Consider the following 25,157-nt stretch of genomic DNA (forward strand, 5'->3'; position numbering starts at 1 on the left):
TGCTTTTTTGAAAAATTGTAATCCAAAAAAATATTCTCCCCCTGTGCTATGCTGTAGCTATTATTGCTATGGTCATGTTTTTGCTATGCAAAAAACATGGAAAAAAAAGAAAATAATAAATCATGAAAGAAAACATTGAATTAGAAAAATTTCAAGAAGACGCCTATAATGATAATATAGGTACTTATAAATTTGAAATAAAAGGACCGGACGGAAAAACCAACATTAGTTCTGACTTACAAGCTAAGAAACAAGGAATTGAATTACACTTTTTAAGATACGGGATTTTTAATCCATTTCCCTATCATATACAAGACAACAAGTTTGTTAGAGCCCCTGATATTGAAGTTGAAGTTGAGCCACACGATAAGAATGATAAAAAAACAATTGATTATAAGCTTAGTGAAGTTGTTGTATCTGCAAAACGAAAAAGTGCCAATCCTTCTAATTTAGCTCCAAAACTAACCCATAGTCGTTACGAAAGAACAGGTTTAAGACATGGATATTTATATATTTTGCATGACGAGGAACCTAAAAAATGGCTTGAATACGAAATAGATACAAGTGGTCTTTTAAATCCTATTTATTGGAAAGACAACAAAGAAAATGGAGAATATAACGATATACGAGACGCTACAAACAACTCAGGTAAAGAAACTTACATTGTAGCACCAGATTCTGTAATTTGGGTAGCCTATTCTCATGTGCAATGGTCTATGCAACAATTGGAACAAATTGCTTCTTCGCCAGAAGAAAACGAACGAATGATAAAAGTTGAGTGTAAAGGCTACGAAAAAGGCAAAGAATTAAAAAAAGCAGAAGTTATACACGACCGCCCCTATCATTCTTTTATTGCTGTGTTTGATTACAAACACTTTCCAGAAGCAACTAGACTAGAAGAAAAGCTAAAAACCATTCATGCTATTGAAAATGCCGACGACCCTAATAATGAAAACACATTATTAGAGGATATGTTTATTACACTTCCAGACCCTGTTGGCTGTGCCTATGACCTCGTAGATATCATTTTTTATAAACTAGATTATTTACGTTCTATGGTAGAGTGTTTAGCTACCTCTGTACACCATATGGATTTATACAAGTACAAATTAGGGCTTATAGACTATGGAGAAATACAAAGTGATGAAATTTCTAAAGAGGAGGCAGAAGAACTAAAATACATCTTCTCAATTGCCTTAACTACCTATAAGTTTGTTTACAACAACCCTGAATTAAAAGAAGACTATACACGTAAAAGAGGAGAGTGGTATTTAAACCATGGTATATCGCACGATAAATTAGACCACATACTCGCTATTGAAGAACGCAAACGTATTCGTAAAGTAATAAACGGATTTAGAAACGATTTAGGAAACCTCTTAAAAAGCGAGTACTACAAAACCGCTATTGACGTTTGTTATGAAAATAACCCTACCCCATTAGCTAGTATAGAGGGTAAAAATATAATTTCAGACCACTTATTGTGTTTGGCACATTACCCCGAAATGATAGACAGGCAATTACTACCCGAAAGTGAATACAAACCGTATGAAGATACTTGGGTAAAAGAAATTATAAAAACCAGTAAAGGTGAAAGTTCTTTAAAACATATAAACGATGTACTCTTCTGCCCAATTGAAGTTACCGATTTAGAAAAACAAGACACCAAAGACTGGAAATACATAGTTAAGTTTGAAAAAAAATTATTTAGTCATTTCAAAAAAGTAACTAAGGCTTACATTGGTTTTGGTAAAGCAATAAAAGTTGAATTACTAAGAAACCAATTTGATTTAATAACTCGTACTAACAACGGAGTTAAAGAAACCCACTTAGTTACAGCAGGTAAAAATTTAATTTATAAAGAGTTTTTAAACGACTTTGAAAAAGTTAAGAAAAACATAGCTTCTAAACACCCGCAACATAAACGTATTGATGCTATAAAACACGCCAAAGTACCCGTTACCTATTGGTTATTAGTAGAAGAACAGTTTAAAGGAGAAATAGACGCTAAAATGGCGACTGCCAAAACAAACCCTGAAAAACTAGCCATATATATTAGAAATGGTAAAAAACTCCCCTATGCCCACAAGTTAGAAAGTATTATACAAAGCCAACAATTTAGGAGTACCGTATTAGTTTTTGAAATGTTTTCGTTAGCTCAACAAGTTAACAAAATGACTAATAAAGAAAATTTTTCGGCAACAGATATTATGAAGACTGTTGGTGTTGGTATAAAAGTGATTTCAGCAGGATTAAATGTAACCGAAAGTATTTCTAAAGATATTGCCCAACAAAAAATTAAAAGTTTTGTTACCACACAGCCAAGAGCTACTGCTACAGAAGTGAAAGATGTAATAGATAATATTAAAGAAAAGTCTTTTGCTACAAAAGGTACAAAAGCTATTAAATTTTTTGGAGGTTTAGCATCTGCTTATACTCTAATTGCCACCATTGAAGATGTAAATAAAAGTTTAGCAAAAGCTGACAACGATGCCGCCTTAGCGTATAGTGGTGCCGCGGTGCTTTCAGCAGTATCTTTACTAGAAACCTTCGGATTAATTTCGTTAACAGGAGTCCCTGGTTTAATTGTGGGAGGCCTAGGATTAGCTTTTTACGGATTAGCGTATTATTTAACCGATGATGAGTTAGAAACTTTTTTTAAGTTTTTTCCGTTTAGTAACAAAACCTATATGAAAAATCCAAGTTATTACAATCCATACTACAATGCACGCTTAATGTATCGAGGCAAAGAAAAATTAATTAACCCCTATAAAAAAGAGTACTTATCCTCAAGTTTTGATGAAAGCTATAAAAGTGTATATGTACGCTTACTAAATTTAATAGTTGGTAGTGCCATTACTATAAAAGCAAATAGTACACGGTATGCTTCTCCCAAAAGTACCACTCCAACTTTTCGTGCCGCTAACCAAGACTTGCATAAAAACTGGATTGACAACAGTGCTACCCTTTGGAGTAACCTAGCCATTGATATTTCGTTTGGGACGTTTTTTAACAATCCAAGCGGACTAACCTACGAGCTTTATTTGGTACAATACAATGATCCTTTATTAGGTAATAAAAGCTACAAGCTACCTAAACATTGTTACGACACCGTAGTTACGGCTCCCTCTACAGTTGATGACAAACCAGAATTTAAAGAACAATCGTTACGCAACGGAAACATGGACGCTTCATTTAAACAATTTCACATTTGGGTGCGAGTACCCAAATACTTACAAGTAAAACACCAACTGGCTGCCAATAATATCGTTAAGCAAGAATACGAAGGAAACAAAGTGTATCTAAACAAATACTCACATATTGCTGTATTATGTAAGTACACCGATGCACAAATACAATTACCTTTACACCCAAAAGATAAGCAAGGCTATTTATGGAATATTATGCCTTTGGTAAAAGACAATAAAAAAGAAGAGGAATATATTACCTTTAGAAACGTTAAAGCAGGCAAAGCAACCATCATCGAAGATGCATCCTTGTTTTTTAATAAATTTCCCTTACAACATTAAAATAATACTATGAGTTTTTTAAAAGCCAAACCCCTACCACATGAAATAGTTGACTACCCTATTACCCAATTCAAATTTAATTTACAACCCAATAAAGCTGAAAAAATACAAGAAGCCAACGACGAATACTTTGTCATAAACATGGCAAAAGGTCTATATTTATTTAAAATGTTTGCTTGTACTGGCGGAGGAGTAATGCTAGTAATTCTTTTATTACAATTAATAGGAAAAAATGGAGGGGGGATTACTTGGGTAGATTATTGTATATATCCATCTCCTTTTATTATTGTAGGTTTATTTCATTTAGCGGTATATTATTACAATCCACATAAAGAATTAGTGTTAGATAGAATGAACGGTACCATAAGTTACCCCCGTTTATTTTTTAGCAAAAAACAAGAAACTGTACCTTTTTGGTTGGTTACGGTCTATAAAAACTTACAAACAGGCGGGGACTTTACACCTATGGGGTATAATTTAATATTACGTGACCGTAAACAAAATTTTTCTTGGACACTAGCACATAATAGATGTGAACGTTATTGGAGTTTTATGGTATGGTATATGGATAAAAACAGACCCCTACCTTTTGGCGATGTTTTCCATCCATATAGGCAAGCCGATTTTGACCGTAGATTAAAAGAAGGCTTTCCAAAACCTTTGTATCCAAGCTTTGTACCAACCGATGAACACACACCAGAACAACAGGCTATGCGTAGGCGTATGGCGGGATGGTAGAACAAAATAAACATTCCTATTCCCTCCCTTTGGGAGGGTTAGGGTGGGATTTCCCTTACAACATTAAAATAATACTATGAGTTTTTTAAAAGCCAAACCCCTACCACATGAAATAGTTGACTACCCTATTACCCAATTTGCAGAAGATTTACAACCGAATAAACCTGAAAAAACTCAAGAAGCCAACGATGAATATTTTGTCCTAAACATGGCAAGAGGTTTTAGTTTGTTTAAAATATATACATTCTTTGTAGGGGGGGGGGGGGCTTTTATTATTATTCTTAATTCAGTTTATAATAAAGAAACCTACCCCATTACATGTTTATTTAATTCCCTTACCTTTTATTATCATAGGTTTATTTCATTTAGCGGTATATTATTACAACCCACATAAAGAACTAGTCTTAGACAGAATGAACGGTACCATAAGTTATCCCCGTTTATTTTTTAGCAGAAAGCAAGAAACCGTGCCTTTTTGGTTGGTTACAGTATATAAAAGTTTAGATACTGGAGGAGATTTTGCTCCTACAGGCTTTAGTTTGGTATTACGTGACCGTAAACAAGACTTTGCTTGGACACTAGCTAATAGCGACGTAGAACGTTATTGGAGCTTTATGGTATGGTATATGGACAAAAACAGACCACTCCCATTTGGCGATGTTTTCCATCCATACAGGCAAACAGATTTTGACCGTAGATTAAAAGAAGGCTTTCCAAAACCTTTGTATCCAAGCTTTGTACCAACCGATGAACACACACCAGAACAACAAGCTATGCGTAGGCGCATTGCAGGATGGTAAAACTAATTAAGACACTATGAGTTTTTTTAAAGCCAAACCCCTACCACATGAAATAGTTGACTACCCTATTACCCAATTCAAATTTAATTTACAACCCAATAAAGCTGAAAAAATACAAGAAGCCAACGACGAGTACTTTGTCCTAAACATGGCAAAAGGCTTATTTTTATTTAGAATGTTTACTTTTTATTTTGGAGGAGGAATACTATTGTTATTTTTCTTAATTCAGTTTATAATAAAGAAACCTACGCCACTACACATTTATTTAATTCCTTTACCTTTTATTATACTAGGTTTATTTCATTTAGCGGTGTATTATTATAACCCACATAAAGAATTGGTGTTAGATAGAATGAATGGTACCATAAGTTACCCCCGTTTATTTTTTAGCAAAAAACAAGAAACTGTACCTTTTTGGTTAGTTACAGTATATAAGAACTTACAAACAGGTGGGGACTTTACACCTATGGGGTATAATTTAATATTACGTGACCGTAAACAAAATTTTTCTTGGACACTAGCACATAATAGATGTGAACGTTATTGGAGTTTTATGGTATGGTATATGGATAAAAACAGACCCCTACCTCTTGGAGATATTTTCGATTCATATAGACAAGCCGATTTTGACCGTAGATTAAAAGAAGGCTTTCCAAAACCTTTGTATCCAAGCTTTGTACCAACCGATGAACACACACCAGAACAACAAGCTATGCGTAGGCGTATGGCGGGATGGTAAAACTAATTAAGACACTATGAGTTTTTTTAAAGCCAAACCCCTACCACATGAAATACTTTGTGACCCAGAATATTTTTTAAATGAAGAGGTTATTCCTAATAAAGCTCAGAAAATACAAGAAGCCAACGACGAATATTTTGTCCTAAACATGGCAAGAGGTTTAAGTTTGTTTAAATTGTTTACTTATACAGGGGCTGGGATACTATTATTTTTATTTTTATTACAATTCTTAATAAAAAAAACCACGCCGTTACACATTTACTTAATAGCCTTACCTTTTATTATCATAGGTTTATTTCATTTAACGGTATATTATTACAACCCACATAAAGAACTAGTCTTAGATAGAGTGAACGGTACCATAAGTTATCCCCGTTTATTTTTTAGTAGAAAGCAAGAAACCGTACCTTTTTGGTTGGTTACGGTCTATAAAAACTTACAAACGGGTGGAGACTTTACTCCTATGGGATATAATTTAATATTACGTGACCGTAAGCAAGATTTTACTTGGACTCTTGCATATAATAGATGTGAACGTTATTGGAGTTTTATGGTATGGTATATGGATAAAAACAGACCCTTACCCCTTGGAGAGGTTTTCGATCCATATAGACAAGCCGATTTTGACCGTAGATTAAAAGAAGGCTTTCCAAAACCTTTATACCCTAGCTTTGTACCAACCGATGAACACACACCAGAACAACAGGCTATGCGTAGGCGTATGGCGGGATGGTAAATAGTTGTAAAAAATGAGTAAACACCACCAACCTTTTAAAATTTTAACTCAACCTACTTTGGTAAATGTAGAAAGAGTATATCCTAGTAGAAAATATGTTATTAAAGAAGCTAACGATAAGTTTTATAGAACAGATGAAATGACGTTACCAAAAGTATATGGTTTTTTTGGGTTACTTGGTATATTTTGTGGCATTTGGTTTTTAGATGGAAAGTTTAATTGGAAAGAAGATAGTCTTTCTGTTTTTCTTATAATTTTAGGTTCCTTTTTATTTATTTATCGTCTTACAGTTAAAAGCAAACATAAAGAATTGGTATTAGACAGATTAAATGGTACTGTTAGTTACCCCGATTCGTTTTATGGAAAACCTTTACAAGGTAAGTTTTCAGAACTAAAAGCTGTAATCTCTATTAGTGGAGATATTGATGGTGCTCCAGGTGATGAAAAACTAAAGTTTGTAAATACCTTTAGACCTCGAAAAATAGATATTTTACGTACTATTAGTTACGATGACCCTTACCAAGAATGGAGTTTATTTGTCTGGTATATGGATAAAAACCGCCCCTTGCCACCGGGTACTGCTTTTGACCCATACAGACAACAAGACTTTGAGCGCAGAAAAGCATTAGGCTTTCCAAGACCTTTGTATAAAAGTACCATACCAACACCTGAATTTACGAAAGAGCAACAAGCGGAGCGCAGGCGCATTGCAGGATGGTAAATAGTTGTAAAAAATGAGCAAACACCACCAACCTTTTAAAATTTTAACTCAACCTACTTTGGTAAATGTAGAAGATGTTTACCCAAACAAAGGAGTGTTAGTTAAAGAAGTAAACGATAAGTTTTATAGAATAGATGAAATGGCGTTACCAAAAGTATATGTTTTTTTTGGATTACTTGGTGTATTTATAGGTTCTTTTGGTTTAACTCTTAAAACTATTAGCTTTGGAAGCTATATTGCATATTATTCTCTAATTTTAATAGGTTCCTTTTTATTTATTTATCGTCTTACAGTTAAAAGCAAACATAAAGAGCTGGTATTAGACAGGTTAAATGGTACGGTTAGTTATCCTGATTTTTTTTATAGCAAACCTTTACAAGGTAAGTTTTCAGAACTAAAAGCGGTAATCTCTATTAGTGGAGATATTGATGGTGCACCAGGTGATGAAAAACTAAAGTTTGTAAATACCTTTAAACCTCGAAAAATAGATATTTTACGTACTATTAGTTACGATGACCCTTACCAAGAATGGAGCTTGTATGTCTGGTATATGGATAAAAACCGCCCCTTGCCACCGGGTACTGCTTTTGACCCATACAGACAACAAGACTTTGAGCGCAGAAAAGCATTAGGCTTTCCAAGACCTTTGTATAAAAGTACCATACCAACACCCGAATTTACGAAAGAACAACAAGCAGAGCGTAGGCGCATTGCAGGATGGTAAATAGTTGTAAAAAATGAGTAAACACCACCAACCTTTTAAAATTTTAACTCAACCTACTTTGGTAAATGTAGAAGATGTTTACCCAAAAAAAGGAGTGTTAGTTAAAGAAGCTACTGATAAGTTTTATAAAGTAAATCAAATGGGACTACCAAAAGTATATGGTTTTTTTGGATTACTTGGTATATTTTGTGGGATTTGGTTATTGAATAGTAATGATATAGATATTTATTACGGTTCTTTCTCTGTTTTGATGATATTAGTCGGTTCCTTTTTATTTATTTATCGTCTTACAGTTAAAAGCAAACATAAAGAACTGGTATTAGACAGATTAAATGGTACGGTTAGTTACCCCGATTCGTTTTATGGAAAACCTTTACAAGGTAAGTTTTCAGAACTAAAAGCTGTAATCTCTATTAGTGGTGATATTGATGGCGCACCAGGTGATGAAAAACTAAAGTTTGTAAATACCTTTAGACCTCGAAAAATAGATATTTTACGTACTATTAGTTACGATGACCCTTACCAAGAATGGAGCTTGTATGTCTGGTATATGGATAAAAACCGCCCCTTGCCACCGGGTACTGCTTTTGACCCATACAGACAACAAGATTTTGAGCGCAGAAAAGCATTAGGCTTTCCAAGACCATTGTATAAAAGTACCATACCAACACCTGAATTTACGAAAGAACAACAAGCGGAGCGCAGGCGCATGGCGGGATGGTAAATAGTTGTAAAAAATGAGCAAACACCACCAACCTTTTAAAATTTTAACCTCACCTACTTTGGTAAATGTAGAAAGAGTATATCCTAGTAGAAAATATGTTATTAAAGAAGCTAACGATAAGTTTTATAGAACAGATGAAATGACGTTACCTAAAGTATATGGTTTTTTTGGATTGCTTGGTATATTTTGTGGCATTTGGTTTTTAGATGGAAAATTTAATTGGAAAGAAGATAGTCTTTCCGTTTTTCTTATAATTTTAGGTTCATTTTTATTTATTTATCGTCTTACAGTTAAAAGCAAACATAAAGAGCTGGTATTAGACAGGTTAAATGGTACGGTTAGTTATCCTGATTTTTTTTATAGCAAACCTTTACAAGGTAAGTTTTCAGAACTAAAAGCGGTAATCTCTATTAGTGGAGATATTGATGGTGCATCAGGTGATGAAAAACTAAAGTTTGTAAATACCTTTAAACCTCGAAAAATAGATATTTTACGTACTATTAGTTACGATGACCCTTACCAAGAATGGAGCTTGTATGTCTGGTATATGGATAAAAACCGCCCCTTGCCACCGGGTACTGCTTTTGACCCATACAGACAGCAAGATTTTGAGCGCAGAAAAGCATTAGGCTTTCCAAGACCTTTGTATAAAAGTACCATACCAACACCCGAATTTACGAAAGAACAACAAGCGGAGCGTAGACGCATGGCGGGATGGTAGTTTTTTTTACAAGAATATACTCTCGAAAACTTGTATTACATATTGAAGCGCATGCAACACTTTCAGAAAATGAAGCCTACCCAACCTTACTTAATGAGATTGATGTGTTGGCTAAGCAATATAATTTGGTAGTAGATAACAGGTCTAAATCTAGTACTCCAACTACCGAAGAAGTATAACATTAGTTGATTTTGTATTTCTTTTATAGCATACAAAAAGGCTCCTGAATAACTCAGGAGCCTTTTAATGTATCGGTAATTCTATGTAAACGTTGTACATTTTGAGTAAAATTTGTCAATTCGAGTGAATTTTTCGGGTAAAAACCAGTAAAATTAGTATCGAGAATAAAATTTTACAACTTAGATTGTTGTTCTCGATACGATTTTCTATCGAAAATCACTCGAACAGACATTCTTTCGGCTAAAAACTTCAAAAATGCAAAACAGGTTATGTAATTATAAGGTTACTGTTTTTCCTATACTATTCGAATAGGTTTTGTTGGTAACAGTATCAACAAAGTTCCAGTCTGTTTGTATACCTGCTGCTGTTACTGTAAGTTTCATATAGCCTCTTTGAGAGAAATTACTATATTGTAAATCGTCTATTAACAAGCCTAAAGCCCCTTCTAATTCTGTTGCAGATGCTCCTAAGTAAGTTTCTAATCCTGGTGATGATACTGAACTTGTAGCTACCTCTACGGCTACTTTTTCTCCAGAATTATCTTTTAAATCGCTATACCACGCATTGTGAGTGTCTCCTGCCAGCACTACTACATTTTTACTTTTAAAGCTCGCTAAAATGCGTTCTCTCTCCATAAAATAACCATCCCAAGCATCTAAGTTATATGGTAATACGGTTTGTACTCTTGCTTTTTCTTCTGCTGTTAACGTAGGGTCGTTTTGTAAAACTCTTGTTTTAATCGTTACTAATTCTGTTATCGTTTTTTTAAATTGATTAAAAGTTGCTTCACTTGCCCCACCTGTTGCCGATGCTTCTGCCACCACTGTTGCTAACAGTGTTAATAATTCAGCAGGAACTAACATTTTTCCCATTAAAACTTGCTGTCCTATTAGTTGCCATGTACTATTGCTTGCTGCTAATTCACTTTCTAACCATCCTAATTGGGTAGTTCCTAAAAGGGTACGTTGTGGGTTTAACCATGCTTGCTGAAAAGCTGTTGCATCAAACGCTCCTTTTTCATCATAATACGCTGAATATTCTAGCTGCTTATCTCTACCAACAATACGCGTATCTAACATAATTAAATCTATCAAACTTCCAATTTTCAAGTTTCTGTAAATAATTGAATTATCTACCAAATTCGTCATGTTAGGTAAGTATTCGCTATACGCTTTTAAGGCACTTTGTTTTCTTGAACTAAAGCTTCCTTCATTTTCTTGATGGTTTTCCGCTCCGTCTTTATACGCATCGTTAGTTACCTCATGGTCATCCCAAACACAAATAAAAGGTTTGGTTCTGTGCAATTCTTTTAATTGCTCGTCTGAACGGTATTGGCGGTAACGGGTGCGATAATCGTCTAACGAAATAATTTCTCCTTTTGGCTCTGGTGTTCTAAACGAACCGTAAGTGTTCTCTCCGTATTCGTATATGTAGTCTCCTAGGTGGATGACAACATCTGCATCCGATTTTTTTATTTCTTCATATACGTTAAAGTAACCGTAGGCAAAGTTTGCACAAGATGCTACTGCTAGCTTTACTTCACTAATTGATTCGCTAAATGTTAGGGTTTCTCCTATTGGTGATGTTGCTTTATCGTCAACACTTACAAAACGGTAGTATAGTTTTTGTCCTGCATCTAAGTCTTTAATTTCAACAGCTACGGTAAAATCTCTTGAAGTGTCGGTAGTTACTTCTGCTTGACGAACAATGTTTTTAAAATTTTTGTCTTTTGCGAGTTGCCAAACTAAGGCTGCTGAAGCGTTTTGCGTGGTGTAACGAGTCCAGATAATAACTTGCGAGTTTGTGGGGTCAAAACTAGCAACTCCTTGCTCAAAGTTTTTCTCTGCTAAGTTATCTGGAATAGGTAGCTCATCAATATCATCATCTTTACAACTAATAAAGTTAGGGACTAAAAGTAGTCCTCCAGTTGCTAATAATGAGTTTCTTAAAAAGCTTCTTCTTTTAATGTTAGTCTTCATACATAGGGGTCTTTTAATTTCCCTGCATAAGTACTATTTCAACGTTGCTTTAACGTTAACTAACCTTTACCAAATAAATGAAGTTACTACCAGCCTCCTGTGGCTCCACCACCACCAAAGCCTCCGCCTCCGAAACCTCCGCCGAAGCCACCTCCGCCACCAAAGCCTCCTGACGATCCTCCACCGAAGCTTCCTCCGCCAAAACCACCTCTTCCTGCGTTGCTTAAAATAATGGTTTCTAAAATACCTCTTGCTACATCCGATTTTCTATAACCTCTTCCTCCTCCACGGTTTCCTCTACTTCCGCTTGAAATAATGATAAAGAATACTACCAGAATGATGATAAAGATAATAAAGCTAAAGTCTGTTTTTTTAGATTGTTTTCTAGAGCCTTTGTATTCACCACTCATTACTTTAAAAACAGCATCTACACCACTGTTTAACCCAGCGTAATAGTCACCTTGTTTAAAGTAAGGAATAATGTCGTACTCTATAATTTGTCGAGAAACATAATCTGTTAATAAATGTTCGGTTCCATAACCTGTTCGGATGGTTATTTTGCGATCGTCTTTTGCCAGTAACATGAACACTCCGTTATCCTGCTCTTTACTTCCTCCTATTCCCCATTCATGCGCCCAATTGGTAGCTAAATAGCCTATTTCTTCTCCTTGGGTTGAGCTTATAATTGCTACCACTACTTGAGTTGAAGTAGTATCAGCATACCTAATTAGTTTGTTTTCTAAGCTTTTCTTTTGATTGGGTGATAAAAGGTTGATATAATCGTAAACACTTGTTTGAAACTTAGGAGTCTCAGGAATTTTAAACCCTTGTGAGAAAAGAGTGTGCCCGCATAAAAATGCAATAAAAAAAAGAACAACTTTTACGTTCTGTAACTTGTTTGTTCTTTTATATAATGACGTTATATTTTTTATCATATTTCTTCCTTCTATGAAGGTTTTAGCCTTTTGAAATTTCGTTGCTTAGCTCATCTTCATCATCTGTAGTCCATGGGAAGTGAGCTTGTAATTCTTTTCCTGCTTTTAGCACACCATCTATAATTCCTTGTTTAAAGTTTCCTTGTTTAAACTGATTTTGGATGGCTTCTTTGGTTGTTTCCCAAAAGTTATCGGGAACTACCTTGTTAATACCTTCATCGCCAAAAATTACAAATTTATGATCATCAACAGCAATGTACAATAACACACCATTTCGTTGCTGAGTATTGAACATTTTAAGCATTTGAAATACTTCTAGTGCTCGGTCGTAGTGAGAACTCTCAGTAGTTCTCTCTATATGTACACGAATTTCACCAGAAGTATTTCGCTCTGCTTGTCGAATAGCCTGAACGATTTCCTCTTCTTCTTTGGCAGTAAGAAAATCTTCTACGTTAGACATATTGTTAGAATTTAAAATCTACATCTACAGCTTTTTCTGAACCTGCATCAGCCTTGTAACGTGCCATTTCAGTTAAGTTAAACATCCCCGCTAACAAGTTACCAGGAAACATTTTAATATGCTTGTTATATTTATTAACGCTTTCGTTATAACGATCACGTGCTACGTTAATTCTGTTTTCTGTTCCTTCTAACTGACTTTGTAATTCTAAAAAGTTTTTGTTTGCTTTGATATCTGGATAACGCTCTACAGATACTAATAACTTAGATAAAGCTCCGCTTAACCCTGTTTGTGCTTGTTGAAATTGTGCCATTTTCTCTGGCGTTAAATCTCCTGCATTTATATTTACTGAAGTTGCTTTTGCTCTTGCGTTAATTACGTCTGTTAACGTGCTTTTTTCAAAATCGGCAGCTCCTTGTACTGTTTTAATTAAGTTCTTAATTAAATCACTTCTTCGTTGGTAAGAGCTCTCTACATTAGACCATGTAGTTTTAGCGTCTTCTTGGTATGTTACTGCTGTATTATAAAATCCTTTTGCCCATGAATAAATTCCAAATACTAGAACTCCTATAATAATTAAAGGCACTAACCATTTTTTCATAATTCTTGATTTTTTGTAATTATAATTGATTTTTAATTTTAATTAATTCTGCTTTTACAGTTTCTAATCTACTAATAATTTCCTGATTATTTAAGACTCCTTCTGGGTTTTTCTTTAGTTTTTGTTTTGCGCCATCTAAGGTAAAACCTCTTTCTTTTACAAGGTTGTAAATAATTTTAAAGTTTTTTACGTCTTCTTGTGTAAACAATCGATCGCCTTTGGCATTTTTTTTAGGATTGATAATTTCAAACTCTTTATCCCAAAATCGTATAAGTGAACTATTCACCCCAAAAGCTTTAGCAACTTCTCCTATTTTATAATACCGTTTATCGGGTAAGTCTACATACATTTTTCACAGCTTGTTACGTGTTTAGTCATACGACTGACCTTTTTGTTGCGAAGCTTTTTGCATGGCTACAAATTCTTCTGGAGTTAAATCTCCGTAGTAATAGTAAATAGGATTTACAGGTCTACCATTTTTATGTACTTCGTAGTGTAAATGTGGTGCTGCAGAACGTCCTGTATTTCCTACATACCCTATTAAATCACCACGTTTTACTTTTTGTCCTTTCTTGGCAAGTATTTTACTCATGTGAGCATAAACAGTTTCGTAACCATATCCATGGTTTATGTAAACTACTTTACCAAAAGTAGAGCTTCTATGTGCTTTTTTTACAATACCGTTTCCTGATGCAAAAATTGGTGTACCCGTAGGTGCTGTAAAATCCATTCCATTATGCATACGCCACGACTTTAATATAGGGTGCAAACGCATACCATAACCCGATGCCATTCTTTTTAAATCTTGATTTTTTACTGGCTGAATAGCAGGTATTGAAGCCAACATTTTTTCTTTTTCTCTAGCTAGCTCAACAATTTCATCTAACGATTTAGATTGTACTACCATTTGCTTTGATAAAATATCTAACTCTTTTGTTACCTTTTTTACCATTGAGCTATTATCAAAACCATCTAAGTGTTTATACCTATTTACACCACCAAAACCTGCTTTTCGTTGCTCTTCAGGAATTGGACTTGCCTCAAAGTATGTTCTATAAATATTGTTATCTCTTTCTTGTAAATCGGTTAAGATTTGAGCACTTTCTTCCATTTTTTTAGAAAGCAACTCGTAATGTAATTTTAAGTTTTCTAATTCTCTCTTTTGAGCACGCTCTTTTGGAGACATTAAAAACTGGCTAAAACCTATAAAACCGAAAAAAGCAATTAATAAAAAACTAAGTAGTCCCAAGATAGTTTTCTTATATTTTTCACTTCTTTTAACCTCTATCTTTCTATATGATAAAGTGTCTGGGTCATAATAATATTTTACTTTTGCCATAATGCTAAATGTACTATTTTTGTGCTTTTTAAATGAAGCATCCTAAGGGGATGTACAATTTGAAAACTCACAAATTTACAAAATCTTTTAAAACTTCTTTTTACAAGAGGTTTTTTAAATATATTTTAACAAAACACAGATACCCAGAGTTGTATGAAATCTCAAGATATTAGAGCTAAATTTTTAGATTTTTTTAAATCAAAACAACACGAAATAGTTCCTTCAGCACCTATGGTGTTAAAGAACGATCCTACTTTAATGTTTACCAACGCTGGTATGGTTCCATTTAAAGAGTTTTTCTTAGGAAACTCAACTCCTAAAAATGGTAGAGTTTCTGATAGCCAAAAATGTTTACGTGTTTCTGGTAAACACAACGATTTGGAAGAGGTTGGTTACGATACTTACCACCACACCATGTTTGAGATGCTAGGTAACTGGAGTTTTGGTGATTATTTTAAGAAAGAAGCTATTGCTTGGGCTTGGGAATTATTAACTGAAGTTTACAAAGTAGATAAAGACATTTTGTATGTAACTGTTTTTGAAGGTGACGAGAGTGATGGTACAAAAATGGATCAAGAGGCTTACGATATTTGGAAACAGTACATTGCTGAAGATCGCATCTTAATGGGTAACAAAAAAGATAACTTCTGGGAAATGGGTGAACAAGGTCCTTGTGGTCCATGTTCTGAAATTCATGTCGATATTCGTTCTGCTGAAGAAAAAGCTAAGGTTGATGGAAAATCGTTAGTAAACGAAGATCATCCTCAGGTTGTTGAAATCTGGAACTTGGTATTCATGCAATACAATCGTAAAGCTGATGGTTCTCTAGTAGAGCTTCCAGCGAAACATATCGATACTGGTATGGGGTTTGAGCGTTTATGTATGGTATTACAAGGAGTTCAATCTAACTACGACACAGATGTATTTACTCCTTTAATTAGAGAGATAGAAACAATTACTGGTGCTAAGTACGGAAAAGATGAAAAAATTGACATTGCTATTCGTGTAGTTGCTGATCACGTTCGTGCTGTTGCTTTTGCGATTGCAGATGGTCAATTACCAAGTAATAATGGTGCTGGTTATGTAATTCGTCGTATTTTACGTCGTGCTATCCGTTACGGATTTACTTTCTTAAACCAAAAAGAGCCTTTTATTTATAAGTTAGTAGAAACTTTAGCATACCAAATGGGAGGCGCATTCCCTGAAATTAGAAAACAAAATACTTTAGTACACAATGTTATTAAGGAAGAAGAAACTTCTTTCTTACGTACATTAGATCAAGGGTTATTACTATTAGACACATATATAGAAGGAAGGTCAATTGAAATAAATGTATCTAGTGATAATCACAAAAAAATAATCAAAGGGCAAAAAGCTTTTGAATTATATGACACCTATGGGTTTCCTTTAGATTTAACACAGTTAATCGCTCGTGAAAAAGGCTTCGAAATTGATGTTGAAGGCTTTAACCTATGTATGAAAGCTCAAAAAGAGCGTTCTCGTGCAGCTTCTGCAAGTGAAACGGGTGATTGGGTTACTTTATTAGACGATGATGTTGAAGAATTTATTGGATACGACATACTAGCTACTAACGTAAAACTTACTCGTTATAGAAAAGTTAGTACCAAAAAAGGTGGTGACCAATATCAACTGGTATTCAACATGACTCCTTTTTATCCAGAAGGTGGTGGACAGGTTGGTGACAAAGGATATATTGAATCTCCTAATGGTGATATTATTTATGTGCTTGACACCAAAAAAGAGAACAATGTTATCATTCATTTCACAAAGAATTTACCTAAAAACTTACACGAAACTTTTAAAGCTGTTGTAAATAAAGAACATAGAAGTTTAGCGGCTAGTAATCACTCGGCTACACACTTATTACACCAAGCGTTACGTACTATTTTAGGAGACCATGTAGAACAAAAAGGCTCGTTGGTTAGTCCTGATTATTTACGTTTTGACTTTTCTCACTTCTCTAAAGTAGACAATGATCAACTAGAGGCCGTAGAAGAGTTCGTAAATGCTCGTATTCGTGAAAACCTTCCATTACAAGAGCAAAGAAACATACCAATGCAACAAGCTATTGACGAAGGTGCTGTAGCTTTATTTGGTGAAAAATATGGTGATAGTGTTCGTACCATTCGTTTTGGACAATCAATGGAATTATGTGGAGGTACGCACGTACAACAAACTGGTGATATTTGGTATTTCAAAATAAAATCGGAAGGTGCTGTTGCTGCAGGAATTAGAAGAATCGAAGCAATTACCAATGTTGCTGTTGGTGATTACTTTGAAGATGTTGAGCGTAACTACGATGCAGTAAAACAATTATTGAAAAACCCTAAAGACGTTGCTAAATCTGTGAGTAGTTTACAAGATGAAAACGCTGCTTTAAAAAAGCAAGTTGAGCAACTATTAAAGGATAAAGCTAAAAACATGAAAGGCGAACTTAAAAACCAATTACAAGAGGTAAATGGAGTTCAGTTTTTAGCAACTAAAGTAGATTTAGATCCTAACAGCATTAAAAACTTATTATTTGAATTAGGAGGAGAAGTTAACAATTTATTTGTGGTATTTGCTACCGCTCCTTCTGCTGAAAAAGCAATGTTAACGTGTTATATTTCTAAAGATTTGGCTAACGAAAAAGGGTACGATGCTGGTAAAGTAGTTAGGGAGTTAGGGAAACTAATCCACGGTGGTGGTGGTGGACAAAATTTCTTCGCAACCGCTGGTGGTAAAAACCCTGGAGGAATTCCAAAGGCATTAGAGAGAGCAAAAGATTATATCGCTTAATACATACTAAAAAAGGTTCAGAAAATTCTGAACCTTTTTTTATTGTAGTGCTTTTTTATAGGTATTGATCGCTCGTTCTCTCGCAAACTTGTGTTCTACCATAGGTTGTGGGTAAGTTAATTCATCAAAGTCTTTTACCCATTTTCTAACATACTGTAAATCTTTATCAAACTTTTTTAACTGTGATTCTGGGTTAAACACTCTAAAATACGGAGCTGCATCGCAACCCGTACCTGCTGCCCATTGCCAATTTCCGTTATTTGCTGACAGGTCATAATCCAACAGCTTTTCTGCAAAGTACGCTTCTCCCCAACGCCAATCTATTAATAAATGTTTGCATAAAAACCCAGCAGTAATCATACGAACTCTGTTATGCATGTATCCAGTTTCATTTAACTCTCGCATGCCCGCATCAACCATAGGGTACCCAGTTTTACCTTCACACCATTTTTTAAATTCTTCTTCGTTATTTCTCCAAGGAACAGCATTATATTTTTCTCGAAAATTCTCAGTAACTACTTTCGGAAAATGATATAAAATTTGCATAAAAAACTCACGCCAAATTAACTCACTTAAAAAAGTTTGGTTGGTTTTCAAAGCAAAACGGATCATTTTTCGAGTACTTACCAATCCAAAACGTAAATAAGGTGATAAATACGACGTTTTATCTTGCGAGGGAAAGTCTCTCACCTCATCATACGAATCCAAACTAGATAGGTTGTATGGTTTTACTTTAATCGTACTTTCTTCAAAACCTATGAAAGCTAATGATGGAAATTCAGATAAAAACTGATAAAAATTAGCAAAGTCTATCGTAAAGTCTTGCGTATCTTTCTTTTCTGAGAAGTTTTGTAACCATTTATTCTTATACGGAGTAAAAACTGTATACGGAGTTCCATCATTCTTTAAAACTTCGTTTTCTTCAAAAATTACTTGATCTTTAAAAGCATTAAATATTATTCCTTTTGATACTAAAAAGTCTTCTACTTCCTTATCTCTTTTAGTCGCGTAAGGTTCGTAATCTTTATTTGTGTAAACTGCTTCAATTATAAATTCTTCAGTTAGTTTTTTCCAAATTGCTAATGGTTTTCCTTTTTTAACTACCAGAGAAGATTGATGCTTTTTCAGCTCTTCATCTAAGTTTTGCAAGGTTTCGTAAATAAAAGTTACTCGAGCATCATTTTTAGGAAGGCTTTCTAAAATATCTTCATCAAAAATAAATAACGGAACTACTTTATTACCTGATTGTAGCGCTTCATACAAACCTTTATTATCTTCTAAACGTAAGTCTCGACGAAACCAAAAAATAGATACTTTATCTTCCATTAAATAATTTTTCTAACGTACTATAGCGATGTTCAAAAATTTCTTTTAACTGCCTTTTTATAAAGATTGATTGGGCGATATGTCCTAAAAAACCAAAAGGTATCTTGTATGAAATTTTGTCTTTCATTAACGTTTTTCCATTTGGCAACTCTTCAAACCAGTGTTCATGATGCCACATGCTATAAGGACCAAATCGCTGTTCATCTATAAAAAATTGTTGTTCTTTTACTTGTGTAATTTCGGTAACCCAACTAGACTTAATACCTGGTAAAATTCCTACTTTGTAGGTAATTATTTGTCCTGCATAGGCTTTTTTATCAACCTCTGAAGTAATTTGAAACCCCATATGTGAAGGGGTTATTTTTTGCAAATTTCCTGGAGCACTGAAAAATTCCCATGCTTTTTCTAACCGAACGTTTAATATTTGTTCAGTAGATAAGGTATAAATACCCGAATGCTTTTTAAATAGTACCATTGTTTATTTTACTTTTTTCCAGACTTTGTCTGAGTTAAGTTGAAAACTGCCAACAAAATTGAAACCACATTCATTGGGGCTTAATATTGATAAGAATAACGTGTTTTTTTCTTTTCTATACAAATGATAGACCTTACCTACAATTGGCTCAAAGTTAAATTTAGCACTATAAATAAGCTCATTATATTGATACTCTTTTACAAGATTGTTGTATTGTTGTTTTATTTCTTCAAAAGATGCTAAAAATTGAGCATTTGCCTGGTAAATGTTTTGTTTTTTCCAGCTTATTGAATTACTTTCTTTAATAACTGGTGCTGTAAAATTAGTTGCATATGGTTTTAAATACGCATCATATTCATTTGTTTCCTCATTAAAAACTACATTATCTGGTTTTTTCTTCATTTTTATATTAATTTGGTAATTTTCTTACTCATTGGTTTGGTTATTGAGTAAAAAACATCAATTAACTTTCCTTCTTCATCTACCAAGTATTTTTGAAAATTCCATTTTACTGAAGAACTCATTTTTCCATTTTTATCTTTTTGTGTTAACCATTGATATAACGGGTGTTGATTTTCTCCTTTAACTTCAATTTTTTCTGTCATAGGAAAATCTACTCCATAGGTTACACTACAAAACGATTGAATTTCTTTTATTGTTCCTGGTTCTTGGCCTCCAAATTGATTACAAGGTAATCCTATGATTACTAATTTATCTTTGTGTTTTGAATACAGTTCTTGCAAACCTTCATACTGATTGGTAAAACCACATTTCGATGCTACATTTACAAATAATATTTTTTTCCCTTTAAACTTGTTGAGGTCTAAGTTTTCTCCATTAATACCTTCAATATTTATGTCGTATAACGATTCTTTAGGAGTTACTGTTTGCGCTTTACCTGATAAACTAAATAGTGCCATGATTAAGAATATTTTTACTGTGTTCATTTTATTGAATTGCTATTTTTATGATTTCTAACGAAAAATCTTCGTCTTTTTTATTTCCTATTAAAATTGCTACCTCTTCTATTTGATTATCAGAGAAATTACCAAAATTTAACTTTCTACCCCTAAAGGTAGGATAAAATCCTGTTAATGGTAATGTAATTTCTTGTTCTTGTGTATTTGTTCTAAATACTTGTACGTATGAGTAACGTTGAGACTCATTTGATTTTAATCGTAGTTGATATTGTTTACCATCTCCTTTTACTTTTAATACAATTTTTGAATGTTGTTTGTTTAAACCTATGGCTATTGGCATTCTCGTCATCGAAAATCCACCATTATTTTCAGTAGATACTTTCCCCGAAAAGATTAAGTTTCCCTTATCATTAATTTTTACAGCTGATGTAGAAATTCCTCCCATCACAGTATCATTAACAACATACCAATTTTGGGTGTTATTATCTTTATCAAAAATTATAATTTCATCATTTAAACACATAAGAAAACTTAAAATTAAAAGCCATTTCATTATTTACTTTTTAAATTTTTACACTTACAATTCCTGCATCTACAGGAATTACTTGTCCAGTAATTGCTGATGCTTCGTCAGACAGTAAATAGGTAGCTAAACTAGCTACTTCTTCTGCTTTTAGGTATTTTTTTAATGGGTGTCTGTTCTGCATACTCTCTTGTTGTTTTTCATTTCGCAATAAGCGAGCTGCTAAAGGTGTATCAGTAACCGTAGGAGCAATTGCATTGAATCTAACTTTTGTAGCGTATTCTGCTGCCAACGATTTGGTTAACCCTTCTACTGCTGATTTACTAGTTGCTATGCTTGCATGATAAGGCATTCCTAAAAATGACGCTACCGTACTAAATAACACTACACTTCCATTGTTTTGAGTTAGCAAACTTTCATAAGATTTTAGCGTTTTAATTACTCCAAGAACGTTAATATCTAAATCAGATTGAAAGTCTTCTAATTTTAATCTTGAAAAGGATTTTAGATTAATGCTTCCGGGACAATAAACTAATCCATGAACTTTTTCTAATTCTGGAAGTTCGTCTTTGGTAACATCGCATGCATAATGTTTTATATTTTCAATATTAGACGGTGCTGTTCTACTAATGTTAATTATTTTATGTGTGTGTTTTAATTTGGTTATTATCGCCTTACCAATACCACTACTACCACCAACTACAACAATTGTTTTCATAATCGTCCTTTTAATCGTTTTTCTACTTTTTGTTTAACAGTTGTTATGCGTTTCATAACATCCATCAACTTTTTATCTTTACTCTTTTTATACACTTCATTAATTGATAAAATAATTTCTTTAGCTTTCCTTGATGCTAAAATTTTTTCATTTCTTGTTTTAAAAGATTTGTAATTTTTCTCAAATTCTAAAGCTTCTTGAAGTAAGTTTATTGTACTCATTTTAAATAATTTTGAAGTTCAACAATTTTTTCTGAGGTATTAAAAATGCCTCCATAAAAACAGGTAACTGTTGATGACGAATCATCTTTAACTCCTCTAGAAGAAACACATAAATGCTTTGCATCTATAATTACAGCTACGTCTTCTGTTTGTAATATCTCTTGTAAATCTCTGGCTATTTGATTAGTTAAGCGTTCTTGTACTTGGGGTCTTTTAGCATAAAACTGAACAATTCTGTTTAATTTTGATAAGCCTATAACTTTTCCTGATGAAACATAAGCCACATGTGCTTTTCCTATTATTGGTACAAAATGATGTTCGCAATTAGAATAAAACTGTATGTCTTTTTCTACCAACATTTGGTTATATTGGTACCTATTTTCAAACAATGCTATTTTAGGCTTATTGGCTGGATTTAAACCTGAAAAAATTTCATCTATATACATTTTAGCTACTCTTTGTGGAGTACCTTTAAGAGAGTCATTATTTAAATCAAGCCCAATAGTTTGCATTATTTCTGAAAATAATTGTGCTATTTTTTCTTTTTTTTCCTCATCAGAAATTAAAAAAGCATCTTCTACCATAGGCGTTTCAATTCCTGTATAAATATGATCATCTCCAATTTCTTCAACCGATAAATTCTTTATATTATCGCTAACAGGGGTATTCAACAAAGTTTCTAGGTGTTTCATAAAGTTTTATTTTAATTTCTAAATGATTATTTATCACTAACCTTAGTTTGTTATAAATTACAATTGCTATATTTTCTACTGTTGGATTGAGTGTTTTAAATTCTTCTACTTCTTTATTTAAGTTTTTATGATCTAAACAATCTATTATTTCTTTTTGTATATGGTTAGATAAAACTTTTGTATCAATTACATATCCTGTGTTTTCATCTACTTCTCCTACAATAGTTACTTCTAACTCATAATTATGGCCATGAAAATTTGGATTATTACATTTGCCAAAAACTTCTTTGTTTTTTGCTTCAGACCATTTCGTATTATGCAACCTGTGGGCTGCATTAAAATGTTCTTTTCTCGTAATAGCCACTTTTGCTTGCTTCATTTATCGTTTTGCTATTTTATTATTACTTATACTTCTTTGTCTCGTACATTTAAACCTTCCTTTATTAAATATTCTTTTTGCTTGATGTTTTGTTCTTTTACCCTGTACTCTTTTCCTCCATAATTTAAAACTTGATGGTTTTAATTCTCTTCGCATTAAATTAATTACTTCTTGTTCTTTTAAGTCAAATTGAAGTTTTATAGCGTCAAAAGTTGTTCGATCTTCCCAAGCCATTTCAATAACTCTATCTATCTCTCTTAATGTCATAAAAAATAACTTTGTGTTGATGTCATTTTCAAATCCATCATTTTTTTTATAAATTTTTTATTCTGATTATATTTATTATCTTTTCTGAACCTAATAAAGTGGTTATCGGAATGAATACTAAAGAATTCATGATTAAAAACCACTATTTTATAAAAAGGTATTACCCAGCAAAAGCGTTGTAATTTATTAGTTATGTAAACTATAATTCCTTTAGGACGTATTTCTATACTTCCATAATTTAAATCGCTAATTGTTGTTAAAATACTTTTAAAGCTTTCACTTACTCCTTCAACAATCATTCTACTTGAACCAACTCCTTTAATTTTTAAAGATTGTAAAAAAGACATAGGTTCTCCTACTAATTTATTGATTTTTAATACACTTTCTTTATTATTGTATGTTATATCAAACAACATTTTTTTATTTAACTACATGTTTGTTTAAAATTCTATAGCTTTCTTTTATCACCTCTGGATCTTTACGCATTTTCCAAATAGTATCTGAGGCATTTTTTCTAGTTACACCTATATCTACTATTGGTTTTGGGTAATCATTACCAAGAGTAAACCCATACATTTTTTGTTCTAAAGCTGTCATTTTGTATGGTTCGTGCTTAAACGCTAATGGTAATCCTTTAAGTTCTGGTATCCATTTTGAAATAAAAACTGCTTCAGGATCGTGCTCTAAACCATTTTTTACTGGGTTATAAATTCTAATCGTATTAATTCCAGTTTCTCCTGCCTGCATTTGCAACTGAGGAAAGTGAATTCCTGGTTCAAAATCTAAAAACAATTTTGATAAATATTTTGATGCTTCTTGCCATGGTTGCCAAAGATTATGTGTAAAAAAAGACACTAACATAGCTCGCATTCTAAAATTCAAATATCCTGTATGAATTAAACAACGCATACACGCATCAATAAATGGAATACCTGTTTTTCCGTTTCTCCATGCATATATGTATTTTTTAGTAATATTTTTCTTTAACTTATGAAACCCTTTATTGATACTTTCTTGCTCCATTATACATTCCATTTCGAATTTCTGGATGAAATGTGCCTGCCATTTAAGTCTTGAAATGAAAGCATCTATTGCTCTTTTATTTCTTGAACTAGAACGAATACTTATTGCTAACTGATACACCTCTCTTACTGAGATATTCCCCCAAGCAATATAAGGTGACAGCCTGCTACAGCTCTCTCTTGCTTCTGTTGGCTTTGAAATATTTTTTGCATACCCCTCATACCTTTTGTTAAAAAAACTATGTAAATACTTAAGAGCCGTAGCTCGTCCTCCTTTTTGAAATAGCTTTTCTTCTTCTGTATCTAAATTTACAATTATCAAGTTTTTTGCTATTTCTTTTATTTCTGTTATTGTTACAAAAGAAACATTTGTTGAATCAAATATTATCTGACTTGATTTCATGTAGTTTTCCCAATCCTCTTTCCAACCTTCTCTGTTTTCTCGCCCCCTAAATACTCCATTATGAATATTTTCTTTCCATTCTATTACATTATTCTTACAAAACCTTTTAAAGGTTTTATCTCTATTATAAGTTGCAAGAATACCTGTTTCTATATGAGAGTAGACATCAGTAACATTTGACACCGACATTAAATACCTAAAAAAAGAAAGTACCTCTGAGTTTACTGTTAAAACCTGTGTATTATACAGCAACAACTCTTGGTTTATATCTCGTATAGATTCTTTAACAAAATCCCAATGTCTTTTAGAATAATGTTCGTCTTGTATAATGCTTTCTTCAAAAATATAAACAAATAATATTTTCTTACCTGAAGTTATTGCATTAAAAACAGCCTCGTTATCCTGCAACCGAAGATCTCTTTTAAACCAAACTACTGCTATTTCTCCTGTTATTTTCAATCCAATGTGCGCTTTGAATCAAAAAT

Annotated in this window: 30 protein-coding genes; 12 read left to right on the forward strand and 18 right to left on the reverse strand. The window is 33.2% G+C overall.

The features are described from left to right. Positions 1 to 122 precede the first annotated feature (122 nt). From ABMY20_RS02810 to ABMY20_RS02860, 11 genes are all read left to right on the forward strand, one after another. A complete protein-coding gene (locus ABMY20_RS02810; RefSeq protein WP_349264590.1) occupies positions 123 to 3,530 on the forward strand; it encodes a toxin VasX in 3,408 nt (1,135 codons plus the stop codon). 9 nt (positions 3,531 to 3,539) lie between these two features. Continuing rightward, complete coding sequence (locus tag ABMY20_RS02815; RefSeq protein WP_349264591.1) at positions 3,540 to 4,268, forward strand: hypothetical protein; 729 nt, start codon at positions 3,540 to 3,542, stop codon at positions 4,266 to 4,268. A 76-nt stretch (positions 4,269 to 4,344) separates the two neighbouring features. Then, positions 4,345 to 4,662 (forward strand): hypothetical protein, encoded by a 318-nt coding sequence (locus ABMY20_RS02820; RefSeq protein ID WP_349264592.1) that lies wholly within the window; start codon positions 4,345 to 4,347, stop codon positions 4,660 to 4,662. A gap of 19 nt (positions 4,663 to 4,681) precedes the next feature. Further along, positions 4,682 to 5,068 (forward strand): hypothetical protein, encoded by a 387-nt coding sequence (locus ABMY20_RS02825; protein WP_349264593.1) that lies wholly within the window; start codon positions 4,682 to 4,684, stop codon positions 5,066 to 5,068. Between the two features lie 16 nt (positions 5,069 to 5,084). Beyond that, the gene (locus ABMY20_RS02830) at positions 5,085 to 5,807 is read left to right on the forward strand and encodes a hypothetical protein (protein ID WP_349264594.1); all 723 of its coding nucleotides are present in this window, start codon (positions 5,085 to 5,087) and stop codon (positions 5,805 to 5,807) included. A gap of 16 nt (positions 5,808 to 5,823) precedes the next feature. Then, positions 5,824 to 6,543 (forward strand): hypothetical protein, encoded by a 720-nt coding sequence (locus ABMY20_RS02835; protein WP_349264595.1) that lies wholly within the window; start codon positions 5,824 to 5,826, stop codon positions 6,541 to 6,543. Between the two features lie 13 nt (positions 6,544 to 6,556). Continuing rightward, entirely contained in the window at positions 6,557 to 7,264 is a 708-nt protein-coding gene (locus ABMY20_RS02840) for a hypothetical protein (protein ID WP_349264596.1), read from the forward strand. A 13-nt stretch (positions 7,265 to 7,277) separates the two neighbouring features. Beyond that, a complete protein-coding gene (locus ABMY20_RS02845; RefSeq protein ID WP_349264597.1) occupies positions 7,278 to 7,988 on the forward strand; it encodes a hypothetical protein in 711 nt (236 codons plus the stop codon). A 13-nt stretch (positions 7,989 to 8,001) separates the two neighbouring features. Further along, positions 8,002 to 8,712 carry a hypothetical protein gene (locus tag ABMY20_RS02850; RefSeq protein ID WP_349264598.1) on the forward strand — a complete coding sequence of 237 codons (711 nt, stop codon included), beginning with the start codon at positions 8,002 to 8,004 and terminating at the stop codon, positions 8,710 to 8,712. Positions 8,713 to 8,725: 13 nt separating this feature from the next. After that, entirely contained in the window at positions 8,726 to 9,433 is a 708-nt protein-coding gene (locus ABMY20_RS02855; RefSeq protein ID WP_349264599.1) for a hypothetical protein, read from the forward strand. Then, entirely contained in the window at positions 9,427 to 9,612 is a 186-nt protein-coding gene (locus tag ABMY20_RS02860; protein WP_159509512.1) for a hypothetical protein, read from the forward strand. The genes ABMY20_RS02855 and ABMY20_RS02860 overlap by 7 nt, the downstream gene beginning before the upstream one ends. A gap of 276 nt (positions 9,613 to 9,888) precedes the next feature. Here ABMY20_RS02860 and ABMY20_RS02865 read toward each other — a convergent pair whose 3' ends face one another. The 6 genes from ABMY20_RS02865 to ABMY20_RS02890 all read right to left on the reverse strand — a co-directional run bounded on the left by ABMY20_RS02865 (position 9,889) and on the right by ABMY20_RS02890 (position 14,927). Beyond that, on the reverse strand, positions 9,889 to 11,592 hold the full coding sequence (locus ABMY20_RS02865) for an alkaline phosphatase D family protein (RefSeq protein ID WP_349264600.1): 1,704 nt from the start codon (positions 11,590 to 11,592) through the stop codon (positions 9,889 to 9,891). 86 nt (positions 11,593 to 11,678) lie between these two features. Further along, positions 11,679 to 12,527, reverse strand: coding sequence for a TPM domain-containing protein (locus ABMY20_RS02870; protein ID WP_349264601.1), 849 nt, complete (start codon positions 12,525 to 12,527; stop codon positions 11,679 to 11,681). A gap of 22 nt (positions 12,528 to 12,549) precedes the next feature. Continuing rightward, positions 12,550 to 12,987 carry a TPM domain-containing protein gene (locus ABMY20_RS02875; protein ID WP_349264602.1) on the reverse strand — a complete coding sequence of 146 codons (438 nt, stop codon included), beginning with the start codon at positions 12,985 to 12,987 and terminating at the stop codon, positions 12,550 to 12,552. A 4-nt stretch (positions 12,988 to 12,991) separates the two neighbouring features. Continuing rightward, entirely contained in the window at positions 12,992 to 13,588 is a 597-nt protein-coding gene (locus ABMY20_RS02880; protein ID WP_349264603.1) for a LemA family protein, read from the reverse strand. Positions 13,589 to 13,607: 19 nt separating this feature from the next. Then, positions 13,608 to 13,937: a MerR family transcriptional regulator gene (locus ABMY20_RS02885; RefSeq protein WP_047790038.1), complete on the reverse strand. Its 330-nt coding sequence runs from the start codon at positions 13,935 to 13,937 to the stop codon at positions 13,608 to 13,610. A gap of 21 nt (positions 13,938 to 13,958) precedes the next feature. Then, positions 13,959 to 14,927: a M23 family metallopeptidase gene (locus ABMY20_RS02890; RefSeq protein WP_167713029.1), complete on the reverse strand. Its 969-nt coding sequence runs from the start codon at positions 14,925 to 14,927 to the stop codon at positions 13,959 to 13,961. Between the two features lie 153 nt (positions 14,928 to 15,080). On the opposite strand from ABMY20_RS02890, the gene alaS reads away from it, so the two are divergent. Next, on the forward strand, positions 15,081 to 17,726 hold the full coding sequence (alaS, locus tag ABMY20_RS02895; protein ID WP_349264604.1) for an alanine--tRNA ligase: 2,646 nt from the start codon (positions 15,081 to 15,083) through the stop codon (positions 17,724 to 17,726). A gap of 39 nt (positions 17,727 to 17,765) precedes the next feature. Here the strand turns inward: alaS and ABMY20_RS02900 are convergent, their stop codons facing one another. From ABMY20_RS02900 to ABMY20_RS02955, 12 genes are read right to left on the reverse strand one after another with little or no spacing between them, the layout of a single operon-like run. Continuing rightward, positions 17,766 to 19,052 (reverse strand): deoxyribodipyrimidine photo-lyase, encoded by a 1,287-nt coding sequence (locus tag ABMY20_RS02900; protein WP_349264605.1) that lies wholly within the window; start codon positions 19,050 to 19,052, stop codon positions 17,766 to 17,768. Further along, on the reverse strand, positions 19,042 to 19,527 hold the full coding sequence (locus ABMY20_RS02905) for an SRPBCC family protein (protein WP_047790034.1): 486 nt from the start codon (positions 19,525 to 19,527) through the stop codon (positions 19,042 to 19,044). Before ABMY20_RS02905 ends, ABMY20_RS02900 begins: the two co-directional genes overlap by 11 nt. 3 nt (positions 19,528 to 19,530) lie before the next feature. After that, positions 19,531 to 19,929, reverse strand: a complete 399-nt coding sequence (locus tag ABMY20_RS02910; protein WP_047790033.1) for a DUF2452 domain-containing protein — start codon at positions 19,927 to 19,929, stop codon at positions 19,531 to 19,533. 2 nt (positions 19,930 to 19,931) lie between these two features. After that, positions 19,932 to 20,474 (reverse strand): glutathione peroxidase, encoded by a 543-nt coding sequence (locus ABMY20_RS02915; RefSeq protein WP_047790032.1) that lies wholly within the window; start codon positions 20,472 to 20,474, stop codon positions 19,932 to 19,934. A gap of 1 nt (position 20,475) precedes the next feature. Continuing rightward, positions 20,476 to 21,000, reverse strand: a complete 525-nt coding sequence (locus ABMY20_RS02920; protein ID WP_083574769.1) for a CIA30 family protein — start codon at positions 20,998 to 21,000, stop codon at positions 20,476 to 20,478. A gap of 10 nt (positions 21,001 to 21,010) precedes the next feature. Next, on the reverse strand, positions 21,011 to 21,688 hold the full coding sequence (locus ABMY20_RS02925; protein WP_349264606.1) for an SDR family oxidoreductase: 678 nt from the start codon (positions 21,686 to 21,688) through the stop codon (positions 21,011 to 21,013). Continuing rightward, on the reverse strand, positions 21,685 to 21,900 hold the full coding sequence (locus ABMY20_RS02930; RefSeq protein ID WP_047790054.1) for a hypothetical protein: 216 nt from the start codon (positions 21,898 to 21,900) through the stop codon (positions 21,685 to 21,687). Before ABMY20_RS02930 ends, ABMY20_RS02925 begins: the two co-directional genes overlap by 4 nt. 5 nt (positions 21,901 to 21,905) lie before the next feature. Beyond that, complete coding sequence (gene folE / locus ABMY20_RS02935; protein WP_047790030.1) at positions 21,906 to 22,601, reverse strand: GTP cyclohydrolase I FolE; 696 nt, start codon at positions 22,599 to 22,601, stop codon at positions 21,906 to 21,908. Beyond that, entirely contained in the window at positions 22,564 to 22,980 is a 417-nt protein-coding gene (locus ABMY20_RS02940) for a 6-carboxytetrahydropterin synthase (protein WP_047790029.1), read from the reverse strand. The genes folE and ABMY20_RS02940 overlap by 38 nt, the downstream gene beginning before the upstream one ends. Further along, positions 22,981 to 23,247, reverse strand: coding sequence for a TIGR03643 family protein (locus tag ABMY20_RS02945; RefSeq protein ID WP_159614246.1), 267 nt, complete (start codon positions 23,245 to 23,247; stop codon positions 22,981 to 22,983). Further along, entirely contained in the window at positions 23,244 to 23,663 is a 420-nt protein-coding gene (locus tag ABMY20_RS02950) for a hypothetical protein (RefSeq protein WP_159614248.1), read from the reverse strand. Before ABMY20_RS02950 ends, ABMY20_RS02945 begins: the two co-directional genes overlap by 4 nt. A gap of 4 nt (positions 23,664 to 23,667) precedes the next feature. Next, a complete protein-coding gene (locus tag ABMY20_RS02955) occupies positions 23,668 to 25,131 on the reverse strand; it encodes an FAD-binding domain-containing protein (RefSeq protein WP_159508941.1) in 1,464 nt (487 codons plus the stop codon). Between the last annotated feature and the right edge of the window lie 26 nt (positions 25,132 to 25,157).

The organism is Tenacibaculum sp. SSH1-16 (assembly GCF_040104435.1).
Lineage (GTDB): Bacteria > Bacteroidota > Bacteroidia > Flavobacteriales > Flavobacteriaceae > Polaribacter > Polaribacter mesophilus.